A 19,353-nucleotide genomic window follows, 5' to 3' on the forward strand; every position below is an offset into this window, starting at 1 on the left:
GGTGCGCGTGATTACCACGTCGTCACAGTCAGGATCGTCGCCGTAAGCAACGGCGTCGCTCACACATACTTCGATTTCGTCGGAACAACCATCAGTGAAGGTCGGTACAACCGGAGCGGTAGTACGAGCCAGCAGGCGTGCGCGGAGCGCAGATGCCATGGTGCCGGGAACGGTAGCGCCGGTAGAGGCGTCAACAGTGTAGCAGCGGCTGACGCTGGTAGGCAGGGTGGCGAGGTTGTTGCCGTCGAGGTCTACACAAAGCAGGTCGATGTTGGCCGGAGTAGTCACCACCGCAGGTGGTGTCTTGTCTTCGGCGTTAACAATACCCCAGCAGGTCTCGAAGTCGAGGGCCAGCTCGGAGCCAAGTCCGTCAACCGAGAAGTTGGAGATCGTAAGGACCGTAGCGAGGATATCGCCGATTGGCTGGAGACCGTCATCTTCGATGCGGAACTCAAGGGTGTAACCAGCTTCAACGTCGAAAGAAGAAGAACCAGTGGCAGGATCGTCAGTGTTAACCACTTCCGTTACTACAGCACCTTCAAAGTTGTAAACAACAATCACGTCATCGAAACCAGCGTCAACGCCGTTCAGGTCGTAATCGAAAGAAACAGTAGCAGAAGAGCTGAACATGATAGATGTGGACAGTTCGAAGTCTGTGCCACCGCCAACACCAAAGGGAGAACCGGTGGTAGACATTACAAGCGTCTCGGTAGTAAAGGTGGCAGATGCAAGCTGTTGCTCATCGGCGTTGGCGTTGTCGGTAACCGTCCAGTTGCTGCCAGCGAAGCTACCAACAAAGCCGGTCACGCTTTCATTAGCGGTTGGTACAGATACAGAGTAAGTGAACTCACCACAACCGTCAACGATAGGACCGTTGGATGGATCGCTGTCATTTACTACGATTTCGAAGGGGAAAGCGTCGATCAGGCCAACGTTGCCAACCAGTACCATTTCAGGAATTACAAGACCCTGACACTCATCGTTGAGCGTAAGGTTGATCTCACCGATACAAGCGAGGTTCGGCTGGTCGAAGGTTACAACAACAGTAACGGTCACTTCTACTTCGTTACCGTTGGCATCCGTTACCGTAACCGTGATGGTTTGGGTACCAATGTCGTCGCCGTCAAAGGTCAGCGGACGATCAAATTCGATCACTACATCATCGTCTCCACAGTTGTCGGTTACAGTTACGAGGTCTTCGGTAGTCAGCGTCTGGCTGAGGTTGCCGTCGTTAAGTACGATCACCTGATCAGTTACGGTTACTTCAGGTGCGATGTTGTCTTCTACAGTTACTGTAGAGGTACAGGTAGACGTATTGCCAGCAGCGTCAGTTACGGTAAGGGTAACTACATTTTCGCCGATGTCAGCACAAGTGAAGTCAGTGATATCTTCGGAGAAGGTTACGTCGCCACAGTTGTCGGTAGAACCGCCATCGATGTTAGAGCTGGTAGCGTCGTCGTCATCATCGTCATCTGCTCCTTCAACGATCGCCATGCCACCGTTTTCTCCGGAGATAGAGATTTCGTAAGATCCGACAGCCAAACCACCGGCAAAGGTGGTAGTAACCAGGCTGTAATCACCCGGAACGAGAGTAAGTTGGATCATCAACTCAGGATCGAGTGAGCCCGAAGCATCATCATCACCTTCGAGGAAGTTGTCACACGGTGCAGCAGCGTCAAAACCTCCTTCGTAAAGCACGAAGAAGAAATCACCATTGGCGTTCGGAGTCATGCTGATAGTGTACATGTCTTCTGAATCGATGGTGAAATTGAGCACGTCGTAGTAGTGGTCATCACCAACTGAAGTGGTACAAGTAGTTCCGTTAGCATTGGGGCGGGCGAACTGAGGATCAGTATCGTCCAGTGAGCCGGTTACAACCACAGCGGCAGTTCCGGTACCAGCACCTACACCGTCGAGTGAACCAAGACCCATAGCGTCGAGCTCAACGGTTACATCCGCACAAACAGCGGTAGGAGCAACTTCGTCAACCGGCATAAGGCCAACCATACAGGAAGCAGTGTTGCCGGAAGCATCAGCGACCGTCAACGTAGCGGTACCCGTGGTACCGTCGCAACCGAGAACCGGAGCGTCAAGGGTTACTACAAGGGCAGCAGAATCGGTACAGTTGTCAGAAAGGCTCAGGAGAAGGGCAGATGTGTCAGTTACGCTGGCATTACCCATATCATCAATCAAAACTTCAACTTCAGACTCACAGGTGAGTTCCGGGTCGATGTCATCAACAAGAATAATGTTAGCAGTGTCCTGAATGCTTTCGTTACCTGCAGCATCAACCAAAACACCGTAGACAACGATACTGTCGTTGCCATTTTCAAGTGGGAAGTGGTTCACTTCAGTAACACGAACGATGATGTCCTCATCTGCCGTACAGTTATCTTCGAAGATACCGAGGAAGAAAGGAGCAAGGTCCGGGAAGAAAGTAGCACCAAAGTCAACAATGTCACTCACCAACAGGTCCTGGCCAAGTGCGTTGTCTTCAAGGAAAGTACTTCCGGGACAAGGGCAGGCTGGGTTCTGGCTGGAAGCAATAGAAACATTGATAAAGTTGGTCTGCATGATAGCAGGAGCCAAAGTGTCGCTTACCGTGATGGCAGCGTCGCAGGATTCTTCACCCGTAACACCTTCGTTTCTGAAAAGCGTAACGGTTACCGGGCTGGCCAGTGCATCGACACATTCAAAGTCAGACTGAGAAAGGCTCAGGTTTGTATCATCACAAGCTCCTGGTGCCAGAACATCTTCGGGGGTAATAGAGAAGCTTCCTGTTTCGTCCAGGAATACCTCAAGGTCGGCACAGGTAAGGTCTACGATACAATCAACAATAGTGATCGTCTGCTCACAGGTAGCAGAAAGGCCTGCGTAGTCCGTCACGGTAAAGGTCCGGGTTACTACGATGGGGTCCATCCCAGCCTGAACATCAACGTAAGTGATGGTCTCAACGCCACAGTTCTCGTCAATAACACCACCTTCGGCGGTGAACTGCGCTTCAGTGATAGTTACTGCTGTTTCGGAGTAAGCCAAAGCTGACCCAGGTCCGTCAGCGATATTAGTTTCATCGCCATTAGCGGTAAAGTCCGCAGGGCAAGTATCGATAATCGGATCTTCGTTGTCAACAACTTCAATTGAGAAGGAGCAGGTTTCAACGTTACCCTCGCCGTCAAACACCTCGTAAGTAACGGTGGTCGTGGTCGAAGCAGAAGCACCACTACCATAGAAGTACTGGGAAGGAGTGATAAACTGTACGAAACCATCTGCCTCTCCAGCGATCACTTCGGCAGATCCGGGACCATAAGTAAGGGTGGCCGGGAACTGAGTAGGCGCAGGAGTGCTGCCAGCAGAGAAAGAAATAGCAATGGAGTCTATGCCACAATCATCAGAAAACCGGGGCGTACGCCAGATTAGTCCCGAGCGACAGTCTCTGCTGTTGCTTGTTCCATTAGATGGAGGGTCTACGGTATAGATATAGTCCATTTCAGTCATCAGGGTGAACGTCTCATCGCACTGCGGGCGCGCGGTGGCATCGTCGATGACGGGGTTAGCCGCGTCTACACAACCAGCTGCATTCGCAGATACCAACGCGACCCAGCCTCCTTCCTGAACCGTACCATCACTATCAAAGAATACAGTGATACATCCACTGGCATCGGTAGAAGTAAAGATATTGTTGGAGGGAGTATCAGCATTAGAGCCATCAAGGTCATCAGGGCCGTTATCTGTACCGCCCCCATTGCCTCCATCTCCGGAAAATCCTGAACAAAGAGGAAAGCCCTCTTCTCCACATCCGTTAAAAAGCGTCGGACTAGCGGTAGAATTACCATCGTAGATGGTGATAAAATCCCAGCAAGATGGAGAAGACCGGGATTCGATATCCACCTCTAAGAATTCGACGGTAATGACACTTCCCGCATCAGCAGGACAGAGCGTTAGTGTTCCCTCTTCATCCGCAGAATACTCGCCACCAGTGCCGTCGCAATCCGCACCTCCGGAATCGTAGTAATTAAAGGTAAGCCCCGTACCAAGGGAAACAGTTTGAGTACCGGAGGTAGGGTGATTAAAATCCTGTGCGTGCAGCGTCGCTGAACTCAGCGCAAGCAGACACAGAAGGGCACCACAAAAAAGGGTGCGGCCATAGGCCATGCGTGGTAATTGTATATCCATCTTTTCTTGTCAAGAGATTATAAAAAAGGTGGCAGGTCAGGGCCACTCCAATAAAAGTTCATCCAAATATACACAGATTCCCCATACAATTGAAGCTACACACCTAAAAATCTGCACATTAGCCCCTCCAAAAACAGGATCAGCACGTAAATTGAAGTTACGTCCCCAAAGTCAGGGGCCTGACTGCATCCAGTTCAATCTGATTCCAATTCCACCTAAGTAACCATTTGCACGTCCTATATTTGCCCATCTTTTTGTACCCCACCCCAAACTTTAATACCCTGACGTGCTGTTGAGGTAGCCAAATCTACAGATAAAATTATGGATTTCATCGCCGAACTAACGTGGCGCGGTATGCTACACCAGCTTACCCCCGGAATTGAAGAACACCTCGCTGAAGCCCCCCGCAAGGCTTATATCGGCTTTGACCCGACTGCGCCGTCCATCACCATCGGTAATTACGTGCAAATCATGATGCTCACACTCTGGGCCCGCGCCGGTCACCATCCCGTGGTCCTGTTCGGTGGAGCAACCGGGCGCATCGGTGACCCCAGTGGCAAAGACAGGGAAAGACAACTCAAAACGTACGAAGAGCTGGATTCAAACCTCGAATTCCAGCGTAAGCAAATGCTTCGCCTGCTCAGTGCAGGTCTTCGGGGCGCGGCCGCAGGTGCAATGGAAGCCGATGAGGCGAAGTTCTCCGTCGTAAACAATTACGACTTCTACAAGAACATGAATACGCTCGACTTCCTCCGCAACGTCGGCAAAACCCTTACCATCAGCTACATGATGACGAAGGACTCCGTCAAGAACCGGCTCGAATCGGGTATGTCTTTCACTGAATTCAGCTACCAGTTGCTACAAGGTTACGATTTCCAGCGCCTCTACGAAGACGAAGGGGTCACCGTCCAGATGGGTGGCTCTGATCAATGGGGCAACATCACCTCCGGAACCGAATTCGTACGGCGCAACCTCGAAGGCAAAGCTTACGCTGTCACCACTCCCCTGCTGACCAAAGCCGATGGATCAAAATTCGGTAAGTCAACCGCCGGAAACATCTGGCTTGACCCGGAACTGACCAGCCCCTACGAGTTCTACCAGTTCTGGCTGCGCTCCGATGATGCCGACATTCCTACATACCTGAAGTACTTCAGCCTGCGCTCAAAGGAAGAAATCCTCGCTGATTGCGCCGTCATCGAAAGCGGAACCGCGGAATTCCGGGACATAAACGCTGTAAAAACACGCCTGGCCGAAGAGCTTACCGAACGTATTCACGGTGCCGACGGCCTCGCTACCGCTCTGCGCGTCACCAACCTGCTTTACGGAAAGGCTGCTGCTGAAGACCTGCACGCCCTCGACGCTAAAACGCTCGCTTTCCTCGGCAACACCCTTCCTTCCTTCACCGTTTCCGAAGAGGTTATCTCTGCAGCCCCGAACCTGATGGACTTCCTCTCAGAACATACCGAAGTGGTATCAAGCAAATCTGAAGCAAAGCGCGCTATTCAGGGCAACGCCATCGCAATCAACAAAATCAAGGTAACCGACGAGAACGCCACCGTTCAACCACAGGATCTTCTCCACAATAAGTTCCTGATGGTGGAAAACGGCAAAAAACGCCGGTACCTTATAGTAGTGGAGTAAATCAAATTACTCTACCGAAATTTAAGAACCCCGCTCCGATAGCCATCGGAGCGGGGTTCTTCTTTTGTTGAACATCAGGGATGAAGAATCTACTTCATATCATTTGCCTGTTTCACAAGGTCATTGACGATCATCTCGGCGGTATCGAAAAAAGTATATACTGTATTCGCCTGATCGGTAAGCTTCACATCCGGCTTAATCATCTCAGCGGTATTCGATAGTTTTTCTATCCAGGGGGTACGGGCTTCAAAACGACTATCCCGGGCAACTTCGCCCAGTACATCAGCAGTCATGGTGAATGCTTCGCGCGCCATGTCAGCGTGCTTGAGGCTCTTCCAGTTTTGCTTCAGATTTTCAGCCTTCATCATGATTTCCTTCTTACGGGTATCGAAGTTCTCCACTTCGATTCCTTCAGCAGTCGTCATCGACTCTGCAGCAGTCAGTAATTTTTCGAGACCATTGTAAGTAAAGTCATGGCTCAAGCCAACCTCACCGTCAATGTTTATTTTCTTCCAGTCCGAAAAGTTATTCAGGGGCTGTTCATAAGATACGTTAACGGGGACGTAGATACGCATAGAAGGCATGGCCTCCCGTATCATACTCCTCTTAGCACGTGCGGTAAACATGTCCTCCATGGTAAAGAAGTCAAGTGCTCTTTGTGAGCCCATCACGTCTTCGAAACGGTCAAACATGTTTTTCTTGAGTCGCATCATATCGATGTCGAGCTCCCAGAAGTTCTCGATGAAGTCTGCCGTTTCGTTTTCCTCGTCGCGGGCCGTGTCATCCTCCTTCATCTCATCCCTGTACTCTTCGATGAGCGCTTTACGACGCATATCGATCTCTTTGCGCTCTTTTACGTAATCCTCGTAGATAGGAGTGAAACCCATGGTTTCTTCTTCGGTAAGGTTCAGGGCTTTAACGGCCTGTGAACGGGTTCCGACGTAGAGCTTGGCTTCTACGTAACGGTCAACGTCTTCAGATTTTGTTTCCAGTGAACTACTTCGGTTAACGGCCTTCTTTGTTACCTGTTGGCCAAAAGCGGGGAGGCTCAGTGCTGTTACCAGCAGGAGCATTTGAAAAAACTTAGTCATAATATAAATTGGTTTACTAATGCAAAAATTAAACAAGCGAACAAGTCCGCTCTCACTCCATCAAACGTAGCCCCCCGTGGGCCGTGTTCGCTGATTATTCTTTTTCTATTGAGCGAAATTTCGCTAACTTGCGTCCTCAACTAACCATCGATCAATGACATTCGAAGAATTCGACGCTGGCGTGAAAGCAGCAGCAGCCAAAGCGCCCAACCTGGGCAAAAGCCTTAAACTCGACCTTGGCGAAGGCATCATCCATATTGACATGACAGGAGACGAGGCCGTCATCACTAACGAAGATGCTGAAGCCGACACCGTCGTTACCACCACCGTCGACACCCTCGACGCACTGCGTAAAGGCGAACTTAACCCCATGATGGCTATGATGGGTGGCAAAATCAAGATTAAAGGAGATATGGGCCTTGCGATGAAACTGCAGGGACTCCTTAGCTAGCCAACAATCCGTCTGTATTGCAGTCTGATCAGACCTCGCGGCCCTTCGTACTTAGTGCGAAGGGCCGTTTTATTATGCGCGATCGCGGGTGCCGGGGAAGGTTGAACGGCCAGATCGTAAACCGCCTCCGCAGAAAACCGTCTTCTGGTTTGTTCCGAAGATCGACTCCAAACGCACCATGCACCTGCTACCGAGCCCCCTTAGTGCGGTGTCTCCCAACTGACAAAGCTTGCTCAAGATGTGAGATATGCTCTCTCTGACTTCAAATATGTAGTGAATTCTGCCTGTTTCCGGCCAGGAACGAAAGCAAAATCGTATTTTATGCGTTAAAGCAGAAAGCTGCATCAGATATGCAGCCTTCCAAACCTTTCGGCCCATGCGCTATCTCTATCTTGTTCTCGTCCTCTTTGTTTCCCCTACCCTACTACTCGCAACGCACAACCGGGCGGGCGAAATAATAGTGAGAGCCGATGGTGATTGTAACGATATCAACAATCAATTGCGGGCCTGTGCCACCATCATTACTTACACCGAAGTTGACCAAACCGACGTAGATCGCGAAGAACTGCTGATCAGTTGGGGGGATGGCACGACGGACACCATAAGAAGAGACCGGGAAATCCTGCTGGGCAACGGCATCAAACGAAATGAATACACGCTCTGCCACCGCTTCCCCGGGTTCGGTCGGTACTTCATCAGCTTTCAGGACCAAAACCGGGTAGCAAACATCGTGAACATCGATGGCGGCGGCTCCGTAAACATCCCGTTCAGTGTTTATACCGTTTACACCCTGGCCAACCCGATCCTGAACGGTTGCAACAGTTCTCCTGAGTTAACGCAGTCCCCCATCGAGAATGCCTGTATCGGTTCGGTCTGGACGCACAACCCTGGTGCTTTCGACGTAGACGGCGACAGCCTTGCTTTCGAGTTCACCACTCCTCAGCGCGCGCCCGGTGTTCCGATTGCGAACTACTCGCCCGTAAATGCCGGCACCGGGGCACTTTCCATCAACGAGCAAACCGGTCAGATCACCTGGGACGCTCCTGCTATTGCCGGTGAGTACACCCTGGCATTTTTGGTCAAATCCTTCCGTAACGGTATCCCCCTGGACACCCTCGTTCGTGACATGCAGATATTCGTTGCGGAGTGTGCCAACGACCCTCCGGTTGTTGATCTGCCCTTCGAAGAAATCTGTGTTGTTGCCGGAGAGCTTATCGAATTCGATGTAATCGCAACCGCGCCTCTTACCGATTCTGACCAGGAAGTTAAACTCACCGCCAGCGGTCGCCCGTTTGATTTTACCGACAGCCCCGCCAGCTTTACGCCCTCGGACAGCATATGGCGACCGGACCCCGAGACAAAGGCTTTTAGCTGGCAGACAAACTGCTCTCACATCAGCAACCAGCCCTACTTCGTTGTTTTCAGGGCCGAGGATGATTTCTTCAGCTCTACCAGCGGGCTCTCTACCGTACGGGTAGTATCCATCAAAGTGGTAGCTCCGCCGCCGGAAGGACTGCAGGCCGCAGCCGATGATGACTTCATCACCCTGAGCTGGGACAAGCCCTACGCCTGCGAGGACAGTACCGACCCAACCTTTCTGGGCTTCACCGTCTGGCGAAGGGAAGGGAGTAATCCATTTGAACCCGACACCTGTACCACCGGTCTTGCCGGCCAGGGTTACACCCTTGTCACCCCCCGGGAGACGATGGAAATGCAGGATGGCCGTTATGTCTACATCGACGACGATATCGAGCGGGGTAAAACCTATTGTTACCGCGTAGTTGCCTTACTTGGCCGGCCAATAGCCAACCTCGGATTGATCTTCGAAGAAATCGAGTCCATTCCCTCCGAAGAAGTCTGCGTACAGCTTTCAAGGGATATTCCGCTGCTGACCAAAGTCGACGTCACCAGTACCGACGCATCGGCCGGAGGGATCGATGTATGCTGGATAAGACCCAATGCGCTCGCGCTGGACACAACTCAAAATGAAGGCCCTTACCGTTACGTTCTCAGCCGGGCCGACGGACAAACAACCGATCCTGCCGGCTTCAGCGAGGTCGCTACCTTCCAGCGTCAGTTCTTCGGTGAACCGATAGACACCTGCTTCTCCGATACCGGGCTCGACACCGAAGGCCAGGCTTATTCCTACCTCATCGAACTGTTCGTTGAGGGAGAAACGGAAGCAATCGGGGAAGGACAGGCTGCCACCTCCGTACGCCTGAGTGGCAGCCCCACCGATAATGCCAACGTACTGAGCTGGACTGCCGTCACCCCGTGGACCAACGTGAGCTACGACGTATTCCGGCAGGCTCCCGGCAGTACAACTTTTGAATTACTGACCACGACTACTTCTACGTCCTATACAGATGAAAGCCTGGAGAACGGCGAAGAATATTGCTATTACATCCTTACTGAAGGAACGTACAGCGTAGCTGACATTCCCAGCCCGCTCCTCAACCGTAGCCAGGAGTTATGCCTGCAGCCGCAAGACAATGTTCCTCCCTGCCCGCCGGAACTGGAAGTAATAAGCGTTTGTGACCGCGGGGTGGATTGTACTGACACCGACAACCTATTCAATACCCTCAACTGGGTTTCTCCGGCAGACGTATGCGGAGAGGACGACGTTGCCGGCTACCGGATTTACTTCTCGCCGGATAGCGCCGGCACCGGCTTTCAGGTAGCGGAAATCCAGGGCGCAGACATTCTGACTTACGACCACTTCCCCGAAGATGGTATTACAGGCTGTTACACCATTACGGCTTTTGACCTAAACGGCAACGAAGGCAACAACAGCACGGAAGTGTGCGTAACCAACTGTCCGATTTACGAACTTCCCAATGCCTTCACCCCGAACGGAGACGGGCAAAATGACCTGTTCATCCCACGCAGCAGGTGCTTCGTTGAGCGGGTTGACTTTCAGGTATTCAACCGTTGGGGCCAGCTTGTTTTCGAAACCGAAGACCCCGCTATTATGTGGGACGGGCGGAACCTCAGCGGAGAGCCTCTCCCCTCGGGTACCTATCATTACATAGCGAAGGTTTTCGAGCAACGGTTGGAAGGCATCAGCCCTTCGACTGAGCCCCTGTCGGGTTACATAGAGCTTTTCGCCGCCGGAGAATAACTTCCGGGTTGACCTGATCGCCCGGGCAGCGGACCGGGTAACAAGGTATTCATTCGAAAAACTTGAGCAATCTCCATTCCTTCCGCAGGGCGTTCCACATCCCCGGTTTGAGCCACAAGCCGTAGGCGAGTCCGGTAAAGAAGGTGAACATTGCGTAGACCAGTGCGGGCTTAAGCATTTGCTCGTTCTCCAGTAGCGCCGAAGTAATAAGAAATGCCAGGCTTGTATTCTGGATACCTGCCTCGACGCCAAGCGTGATCTGGTCGTTACGCCCAAACCCAAAAAGGCGTCCGAACAGGAAGCCGGATAAAAGAGCGCAAGCATTCACCGCCAGCGAGGCTGGCAGGATGGTCAAAGTCTCGGAGATCAACAAATTGCTCCCTCCCGCATCTGCGGGAGCGAGAAGCTTGAGGGCAAAAAGCGTCCCGAGCAGGAACAAGCTTAACCAACGGAGGCGGGGCTGGAGGTACTCAGCACGCGCCGTGCGGCGGGCTCTGAAAATCATTCCGGAAATAACGGGAACCAGAACGATCAGAAAAATCTGACCAGCGGTGGGCAACAACGGCAGCTGCCGCAAGCCCTCTCCCGTCCAGAAAGTAGCAAGCCCCAGGTTGACGATCACCGGAATGGTAAGCATCGAGAGACTCGTATTACAAATGGTCAGGCTGACCGCCAAAGTAGTGTTTGCCTTTAGCAGAAAGCTGATGAAGTTGCTGCTCAGTCCCCCAGGACAGGCGGACAGAATGACGACTCCGGCCGCAAAGGCCGGAGGTAGTTTAAAGAGAAAAGCTACAGAAAAAGCGATAGCAGGCAAAAGTAAAAGCTGTAGCCCAAGGCCAAGCAAAAGCACGCGTGGATGGCTGGCAAGCTGCCTGAAATTATCCGTCTTCAGGCTCAGCCCGATGCTAAACATGATCAGTGCCAGTATCAACCCGATTAGAAAATCAATCATTTTTTCGCCTGGTTGTTTGGGGGAATGAGTTTTTGAAGCTAAATTCGCCTTATCAAAGGTAAATATGTTTACCTGTTTTGTTGTATAAACATCTATACTCTCTACCTTGAGTTAAGTTCCTGAATGAAATTTTACTTTCATTCTCCAAAATATTAAACGTAGCAAATGCTCACGTTTTAAAGATGTTAATAGGGTTTTAGGTGTTTATTTCTGGACCGGCTGTGCTTTGCATGACCGGTCTTTTTTTGCTTTACAGCAACTGTTTTGCCTGCAATTCCATTTTGTGGAAGCCAAAACCAGCCGTTTGGTTCGCGGCGGTTTTGCTTAATCTGATGTTTCCCGTTCTACTGCGGCGACCAGTGCATTGTACCAGTCTTCTCCGTACTTGCGGATCAGCGCTGGCTTAGCGAACTCATAGACCCTAATCTTTTCCCGATCTCCCTTCACACAGGCCGCCGAGCAAATGTCCCATACATCATAGTTGAGGGCCTCGAAATTGGCCTCGGGTTTGGAGACGGCCCGGATGGGATACAGGTGACAACTGATGGGTTTTTTCCACTCGATCTTTCCGTCCCGGTGAGCCTGTTCGATGCCACAAAGGGCCATACCCTGCTCGTTGAGGGTCATATACGCACAGGCTGCATTGTCCACCAGAGTGGTGTCCCAACCTCCTACGGTATCGTTTTTGGTGTACAGCCCCTGCGCTGCGATAGCGGCCTTCCCCTCTTCGGTCAGGTAAGGCTCTACCGCAGAGTATATGTCTTTCAGGATGTCCAGCTCCTTTTCTTCCAGCGGAGCACCAAAGTCTCCTTCCCAGCAACAGGCCCCTTTACAGGCGGTAAGGTTGCAGGCGAAATGCTCGTCGGTGACATCGTCGCTAACGATTATGTTGTCAATTATGTACATACTCAATTAATGATTGGTAATGCCCCCGCTTGAGTTTCCGGACACTAAGCAGGAAATAACAACCGGGAAAGGCAGTCGGGTTCCCCGCGGGAAACTCAAACGGAGGCAACGGGTAAGTAACTTATACCAGAGGTTTACTTTTTAACGTCTACCTCAATGCGACGATCCTGATTGGCAAGTTGCCACGCTGTATGGAACACCAGCCGGCCGATTTTCTCCATCTTTTCGAAGTTGATCTTATCAACCGTATCGGTTGCCTGGTGGTAATCAGCATGGGTGCCGTTGAAGTAAAAAACACTGGGGATACCCTTCACCGCAAAGTTGTAGTGATCCGAACGGTAGTAGTACCGGTTAGGATCGTCTTCAGCATTGTAGGTGTAATCCAGTTCCAGCTGGGTGTATTCCTTATTTGCGTGCTCATTGATGAGGTGGAGCTCAGAACTCAGTCGGTCGCTTCCAATCACATAGATGTACTCGGGGTTGTCGGCGTGTTCGTCGTCCACACGGCCTACCATATCAACGTTGATGTCTGCGATGGTTTTATCCAACGGAAAGACCGGATGACTGGCGTAGTATTCCGAGCCGAGCAATCCTTTTTCCTCTCCGCTAACCAGCAGAAAAAGAACACTGCGGCGGGGGCCAAGGCCCTGCTTTTTGGCGGTTACAAATGCTTCTGCGATTTCAAGCACGGTGGTCGTTCCCGAACCGTTGTCGTCGGCGCCGTTAAAGACGTTGTCCCCGCGTTTACCGATGTGGTCGTAGTGCGCGCTGACTACCAGTACTTCGTCCTTCAGCACAGGATCGGAGCCTTCAACAAAGCCCAGTACGTTTTCTCCGATAAGCTCCTTCACGGCTTTGGCCTGGGTCAATTCCAGGTTCACCGGAACCGTTACGGATTTAGAGCGACCGGACTTCTCCATTTTCTTGCGGGCCTTGATGACCTTTTTCCCTGCTTTACCCATCATTTTGCGGGCGAGCTGAGGGGTAAGATAGACGACGTTGGCCGTGTTGCGTTCAGCTTCGGATTGCTCTGCCATCCGCATCCGTCCGTCCAGCGTTTCCTGCCGAATGTTGCGAACATTGGTCTTGAAGTCCGGATCGATGATGAATACCGTTTCGACACCTTTTTCTTTGGCGATTTGCAGCTTACGCTCGTTATTATTGCTCCAGTCAGAGATGGTGTCTTTGCCCGACACGTGGTAGATCCCCTTCTTCCCTACCGGCTCTCCGGCGAAGATGAGGATATGTTTGCCACTTACGTCTTTCCCCTCGTAGTCGCTGTAAGCTTCATCGTCGATTCCGTAGCCCAGAAAAGTGAGCTCGGTAATCCGGGTGGTTCCCCGGTCTGTGTTTTGCGATGGTGCGCTGGCGTATTCCCACAGGTGACGCAGGGGCTCACCGTTCAGTTTCAATTCGATGTTATCCCATTTCTGGCGGGTAAAAAGAATTCGTTGGTAGTACCCGTTGTTTTCGCCGATGGCGGGGAGACCAAGGCCTGCGAATTGTTTGGCCAGGTATTCTGCAGCCCGTTTCTGGCCGGGCTCTCCGGTTTCACGGCCTTCCATATCATCATCGGCGAGGATGTAAAGGTGGCGCTCCATGTCCTCAACGGTGATGGTTGAAGCCAACTCCCGGGCCTGGTCCGGTGTGGTTTTGAGCGACTGAACGGGGCCGGTCATCTGCGAAAAAAGGCTGCCGGAGAACAAGGCTACGGCCAGAAGCAAGGTAGTACGAATCATACTATATATTTGGTTAGTTAAAAATAACGCCGCTGAGCGGGGTAAGTTTTACGGTTTCTGCCCACAGGTTCATCCGTAGACTCCTGGCGTAATGAGCCGTCTGCCGATGCAGTCCTGCGGGGTAAAGGGGCGGCATTCACGCTTGTCCGCAGGTTTATGGTGCATCCGACCTAAGTCCGCCTTGCCCCACAACATTCTGTGCATCCTGCGGTCGCGCCGTATACCCCCGCAGACGAAACGGAACCATTTCCCTCAGGGCTTGCAGATCAGGCCTATCTCGCCAGCAGCACATTGATCAGCGCGTCCGCAGAAACGATTCCTTTCTTCCGGACGAACGCCCGGTCGGTTCCGTCTCCTATCTCATAGGTGATGCCTTCGGCACCGAATTGTGTCCTGAACCAGCTCATTGAGGTGGGCTTACCGATCGGTTCTGCTTCCTCATTGATCCGGAAGCCACCACCGATGCCACGAGCTATGGCAGCGAGCCAGGCGTCTTTGAAGCCCGGCAGCGCCGTGGGTGGCTGTACCTTATCGTTGTGGGTGTAGTAAACATCTTTGTAGGTGGAGTGGAAGTCGATTCCCAACACGACATCGCTGCGACTTTCTTTGGTCAGTTTTACGATATTGTTGGCAACCTTCCGGACTTCCGGCTGGCGGTACTTCGCCCAATCCCGGTTGCTGTCGATGCCACCAGCCGTGTGCCTCCAGTGGCCCAAATCCACACCATCGGGGTTAAGTAAGGGGTAAACCAGCAGTTGGTATTTCGTAAAGAATTCATCGCGCCGGGGGTGTTCCAGAACACCGTCAAGGAAGGCTTGCAGACAGAGAAAACCGGTTACTTCGGGTGGGTGCTGGCGGCTGAGTAAAACAATGGTTGGCCGGTCATCCATTTCACCTTCACCGATCCGGTAAGCCTCCAGATTCCGGCCCAGTTTGCTTTCTCCTACGTAGAAACCGGCCATCACATCGCCGTGCTTCCGGCTCAGTGTTTCCAGCCATTCTTTCACATCGGCTGAATTGATAACTTCCTGTCCGGCAAGGTAAAGGGGCTCTCCTTCGGCGAGCGTCAGGCGTACGTCGGCGGAGAACTGCCCGGGGCCCGGTTTCACGGAAGTACTATCTGCCGGAGCCCACACTTTCCGATCGGTACTTACTTTCGGGAAATAACGATGATGGACGCCCGGAGGGTAAGTTAACCGGACCGTTATCGTTTGGTCGCGGTCTGAAACGAAGCGCATGGCGTACCACGGGCTTTGGTTTATGGGTTCATTCTCCGGATTGATGGTGACAGTGTACGACGTATCGTCGTCGCGGCGCAGCTCATTCAGGCGTGCTCCGTCGAATTCATTGTCTACCGTCAGGCCTGTTTCGGGGAAGGACCAGGTCTGTTTTTTCTGCACCCTGATGTCCTTCGTTCGGGTATCCACATCCACAGGAAAATTGTAGCTGGAAGCACGGTTACAGGCAAAGAAAGTTACGGTCAGGATCAGGTACAGAATATGCTTCATGGGAAATACTTAATTGGTGGCGCGGACGCAGGTGCAAAGAAAGGGAGGAAGGAGCAAAGTAGATACTCGCCTGATCGTTATCCTTACCGGATTACGGGACCAGCACCTGCAACCGATCGTCCAGCATAGAAGCAGTCAGCGGTAATTCCCCCAGCAACTCTCCGTCGGCTTCAAGCATCGTTTTCCCGGCAACGGGCGTGATTTTAACCGATTTCACGTGCGTGGTGGTAACCTCTTTAAGCTCCCCTATCGATCCGGTGTAAAATCGCCACGAGGAGATTATGATTTTCCAGATCGGAAGTTGGTGAGCTACCGTCAGGGCGAGAGTTGCTGCGGCAGGATCGGCGTGAGGGACCAACCTCATTCCCCCTCCGCTATAACGTCCGATGCCGATATTTATGGTATGAACGGGCAGAGTCAGGGTTTGCTCATCGTACTCGATTTTCACGGTAGGTGGCACGAAGCCCTTAAGGTACAGCAGCGTCAGCAGAGGATACAGCCACTGGCTCTTCCAGCGTGCTTTTTCGCTGCGTCGTACCACCTCCGCGTCGTAGGCCATCCCGGCAACGTTGAGAAACCAGGTCGTTCTCCGTTCGGGATCTGCGGGGGGTAATGCGGGAAGCAGGTAGGTCAGTTGGCCGATGTTGTGCTCCAATACTTTTTGCCGACGCACCATTTCCAACCAGGGGCCGATGGTGCGTGGTGTTTTCAGGGTACGAACCCAGTCGTTGCCCGTGCCGAGCGGCAGCGGAACATAGACGACTTTTCTGAGCCCTTCGGCCCTGACAATTCCGTTAAGTATGCCGTGGTGGGTTCCGTCGCCACCTACGCCAACCAGGTGGGTTTTGCCCGCCCGGACGGCAGCTTCGGCCAGTTCAGATAAGTTTGTGGAACTGGTACTTTCTTCAACCGTCATTTGCGGTAGTGCAGTGCTCAGAGCCGGCAGCCATTTCTCCCAACGGCGCAGGGCCTTGCCCCGCCCCGCAGCAGGGTTGATGAGAAAGTGCCATGGTGTTTGATCCGCTATCACGGCTTAAAGGTCGGTTATCCGGAGCATTTGGTCGGTTGGGTCTTGCCGGGGAGAAATTATTTTGCACCTTACAGGCCAGGAAATCACTAAACGGGCGAACGGAGTCTAATGATTAAATTGTCTCTTTGTTGCGTGATGCCTGTGTTTACACGATGTTCAGGCTGACCACATTAGTCAGCCGTCCCATGTTCAAAAGTTCAATGGTTCAAAACCACATATTGATGACACCACCAATTATTGCAGTAAATAACGTTCGTAAAGCCTACGGTGAAAAAGTAGCCGTAAACGATGTGACCTTCGCAATGCCACCCGATGCGATCCTGGGCTTACTCGGCCCCAACGGGGCCGGCAAGACGAGCCTCATCCGGATGATCACGACCATTACGGCGCCAGATTCCGGTCATATAGAGTTTAACGGACAGCCGCTGTCCGGTTTCCACCCTACACAAATCGGCTACCTGCCGGAGGAGCGGGGGCTGTACAAAAAAATGTACGTCGGGGAGCACCTCCTCTACCTTGCCCGCCTGAAAGGTATGGACAAGAAGGAAGCCACCACCGCCGCGAAGGAGTGGCTCGCAAAATTCGGCCTGGAAAACCATTGGGACAAAAAAGTCGAGGAACTCTCGAAAGGGATGCAGCAGCAGGTGCAGTTCATCGCTACCGTTATCCACAACCCGAAACTTCTGATTCTGGACGAGCCCTTCAGTGGGCTTGACCCGGTAAACGCAACCCGAATGCGGCAGGAGATTCTCCGTCTTCACGCCGAAGGAACGGGTGTAATCTTCAGTACCCACCGTATGGAGCAGGTCGAAGAACTGTGCGAGTACATCGTACTCATCAATCAGGGAGCAAACATCCTTGAAGGCAAGGTTGCCGATATTCGTCGTCGGTTTCAGGACGATAAATTCCACCTCGAATACGAAGGAGACTTGCCCGCAGTACTAAAAGAGCGCTACGAAATCATCAACCCTACCCCATCCGGTGTAGACATTCAACTGAGGGATGGCCAAAAGGCCAATGACCTGCTGCGACTCCTGCTGGATGCCGACGTACACATCATCGGGTTTCAGGAACTGCTACCGAGTCTCAATGAAGTATTCATAAAGCAGGTAACTCAGCTGGACCCTACAAATACCAACCCGTTTGACACGCAAGAGGCGTAACAACTTGCCGGGCTAACCCGGGAGGAGGGCAAACGAAACCCTTAGAGGTTTGACGAAGCTTCAAGCGCTGTACAGCCCTGCTTTTTTCAACCTTCTTTGCATCCTGCGTTCGCGCCACCGCGCGCCCCTGAGAAAAATGCTCTTCTCTATCGGGCATACATTCAACCAATCACGAACTCACTGCGGCGGAAACTCCCCGCGCTCAACCTACCACCGATGAAAAACCTCTGGCTTGTAATTCAAAGAGAGTATTTAACCCGTGTACGTCGTAAATCATTTATTCTTGCGACCCTGCTGATGCCACTGGGCATGGCTGTTTTTGTAGTTGTTGTTCAGTTTATCTTCAGCTACGGCAATGATGAACAACAGCGAATTGTGGTCGTCGATGAAGCCAACATTTTCAACAATACCCTGCCGGACAGTAAGAATATCTACTTCAAGTTCCGCAGCGATCCTCTGGATGAACTCAAGGCCAATATGGCTACCGACAGCTCTTACAATGCAATTCTCGTGGTGCCATCGGTAACGAATCCCCGCCTGAAGAACTTCAGGGTAGAATACTTCAGTGATGACCCTTTAGCCCTGGATACTGAACTGGCCATCAACAGGCGGGTAGAAAAAGCCATGCGAAAATACAAGACCACCGCTCTGGAGCTGGACGCCAAAGCCATTGCGGCTTTAGAAACTGAAGTTTCCATAAAAACCCGGAAGATCACCGTTGAAGAAGGAGAAGACGACGACACCAGTATGGCGGGCATCATTGGGGCCGGCCTTGGCTCAGTAATGGGCTTTCTGATGTACATCAGTATTTTCGTCTACGGAATGATGGTGATGCGGTCGGTAATGGAAGAGAAGATGAACCGAATTGTCGAGGTGGTAATTTCCAGCGTAAAGCCCACTACCCTGCTGCTGGGCAAGATCATTGGGGTTGGCGGTGTTGGCCTTACCCAGGTATTAGCCTGGATGATCCTGATTCCGGGCGTTCTGTTCGTTGTTTCATTGATCTTTGGCTTCGACCCCGAGACAGCCGAGCAACTTCAGGCGGGCTCTGCCGCCTCGCAGGTAGACCCCGATGAGCTGCAAAGCATCGTGGAAAAGACCCTGGCGGGCCTGGACGAGATGAACTGGTGGGTCATCATACCTTCCTTTCTACTCTATTTCCTCTGTGGGTATTTCATGTACGCCGCAATGTTTGCGGCCATTGGCTCCGCAATGGGAGACGACATGGGAGAAGGACAGAGCCTTACCCTAATAGTAATGATTCCCGTTATCCTCGGCTTCTACATAATGATGGCCGCACTCCAGGCCCCGAACTCCAGTCTTGCCGTAGGGAGCAGTTTCGTACCACTGTTTGCACCGATAGTGATGCCTGCTCGTTTGCCCTTCGGGCCACCTGCCTGGCAGATTATCGGTAGTTTGTTCATCACCATTGCCTTTTCCGGCTTCATGGTTTGGCTGGCCGGACGCATCTACCGGGTCGGAATTCTCAACTACGGCAAAAAGGGTTCCCTGAAAGATATGGGACGCTGGTTGTTCTCGAAATACTAAGCTCAGCGCCAGCCAATTGAGGTCTTTGGG

At 52.2% G+C, this 19,353-nt stretch carries 12 protein-coding genes; 5 read left to right on the forward strand and 7 right to left on the reverse strand.

Annotated elements, in window-relative coordinates; genetic code table 11:
- Positions 1–4,173: CUB domain-containing protein (locus tag FUA23_RS16970; protein ID WP_147931960.1), on the reverse strand; the 4,173-nt coding region annotated here is incomplete at its 3' end.
- 321 nt (positions 4,174–4,494) lie between these two features.
- Here FUA23_RS16970 and tyrS point away from each other — a divergent pair.
- Positions 4,495–5,814: a tyrosine--tRNA ligase gene (gene tyrS, locus FUA23_RS16975; protein WP_147931961.1), complete on the forward strand. Its 1,320-nt coding sequence runs from the start codon at positions 4,495–4,497 to the stop codon at positions 5,812–5,814.
- Positions 5,815–5,903: 89 nt separating this feature from the next.
- Here the strand turns inward: tyrS and FUA23_RS16980 are convergent, their stop codons facing one another.
- Positions 5,904–6,905: a hypothetical protein gene (locus tag FUA23_RS16980; RefSeq protein WP_147931962.1), complete on the reverse strand. Its 1,002-nt coding sequence runs from the start codon at positions 6,903–6,905 to the stop codon at positions 5,904–5,906.
- Between the two features lie 154 nt (positions 6,906–7,059).
- Between FUA23_RS16980 and FUA23_RS16985 the strand changes: the two genes are divergently transcribed.
- A complete protein-coding gene (locus tag FUA23_RS16985) occupies positions 7,060–7,356 on the forward strand; it encodes an SCP2 sterol-binding domain-containing protein (protein WP_147931963.1) in 297 nt (98 codons plus the stop codon).
- A gap of 376 nt (positions 7,357–7,732) precedes the next feature.
- The gene (locus FUA23_RS16990; protein WP_147931964.1) at positions 7,733–10,477 is read left to right on the forward strand and encodes a T9SS type B sorting domain-containing protein; all 2,745 of its coding nucleotides are present in this window, start codon (positions 7,733–7,735) and stop codon (positions 10,475–10,477) included.
- Between the two features lie 49 nt (positions 10,478–10,526).
- Here the strand turns inward: FUA23_RS16990 and FUA23_RS16995 are convergent, their stop codons facing one another.
- From FUA23_RS16995 to FUA23_RS17015, 5 genes are all read right to left on the reverse strand, one after another.
- Positions 10,527–11,429, reverse strand: coding sequence for a bile acid:sodium symporter family protein (locus tag FUA23_RS16995; RefSeq protein ID WP_147931965.1), 903 nt, complete (start codon positions 11,427–11,429; stop codon positions 10,527–10,529).
- 324 nt (positions 11,430–11,753) lie between these two features.
- Complete coding sequence (locus FUA23_RS17000) at positions 11,754–12,335, reverse strand: DUF3109 family protein (RefSeq protein WP_147931966.1); 582 nt, start codon at positions 12,333–12,335, stop codon at positions 11,754–11,756.
- Between the two features lie 134 nt (positions 12,336–12,469).
- Positions 12,470–14,074 carry a M28 family peptidase gene (locus FUA23_RS17005; RefSeq protein ID WP_147931967.1) on the reverse strand — a complete coding sequence of 535 codons (1,605 nt, stop codon included), beginning with the start codon at positions 14,072–14,074 and terminating at the stop codon, positions 12,470–12,472.
- A gap of 272 nt (positions 14,075–14,346) precedes the next feature.
- A complete protein-coding gene (locus tag FUA23_RS17010; RefSeq protein ID WP_147931968.1) occupies positions 14,347–15,582 on the reverse strand; it encodes a M14 family metallopeptidase in 1,236 nt (411 codons plus the stop codon).
- A gap of 91 nt (positions 15,583–15,673) precedes the next feature.
- Entirely contained in the window at positions 15,674–16,612 is a 939-nt protein-coding gene (locus tag FUA23_RS17015) for a diacylglycerol/lipid kinase family protein (protein ID WP_147931969.1), read from the reverse strand.
- Between the two features lie 221 nt (positions 16,613–16,833).
- On the opposite strand from FUA23_RS17015, the gene FUA23_RS17020 reads away from it, so the two are divergent.
- Positions 16,834–17,775 carry an ABC transporter ATP-binding protein gene (locus tag FUA23_RS17020; RefSeq protein WP_147931970.1) on the forward strand — a complete coding sequence of 314 codons (942 nt, stop codon included), beginning with the start codon at positions 16,834–16,836 and terminating at the stop codon, positions 17,773–17,775.
- A gap of 216 nt (positions 17,776–17,991) precedes the next feature.
- On the forward strand, positions 17,992–19,323 hold the full coding sequence (locus FUA23_RS17025; RefSeq protein ID WP_147931971.1) for an ABC transporter permease: 1,332 nt from the start codon (positions 17,992–17,994) through the stop codon (positions 19,321–19,323).
- Positions 19,324–19,353 lie beyond the last annotated feature (30 nt).

This window comes from Neolewinella aurantiaca (assembly GCF_008014675.1).
GTDB classification, from domain to species: Bacteria; Bacteroidota; Bacteroidia; order Chitinophagales; family Saprospiraceae; genus Neolewinella; species Neolewinella aurantiaca.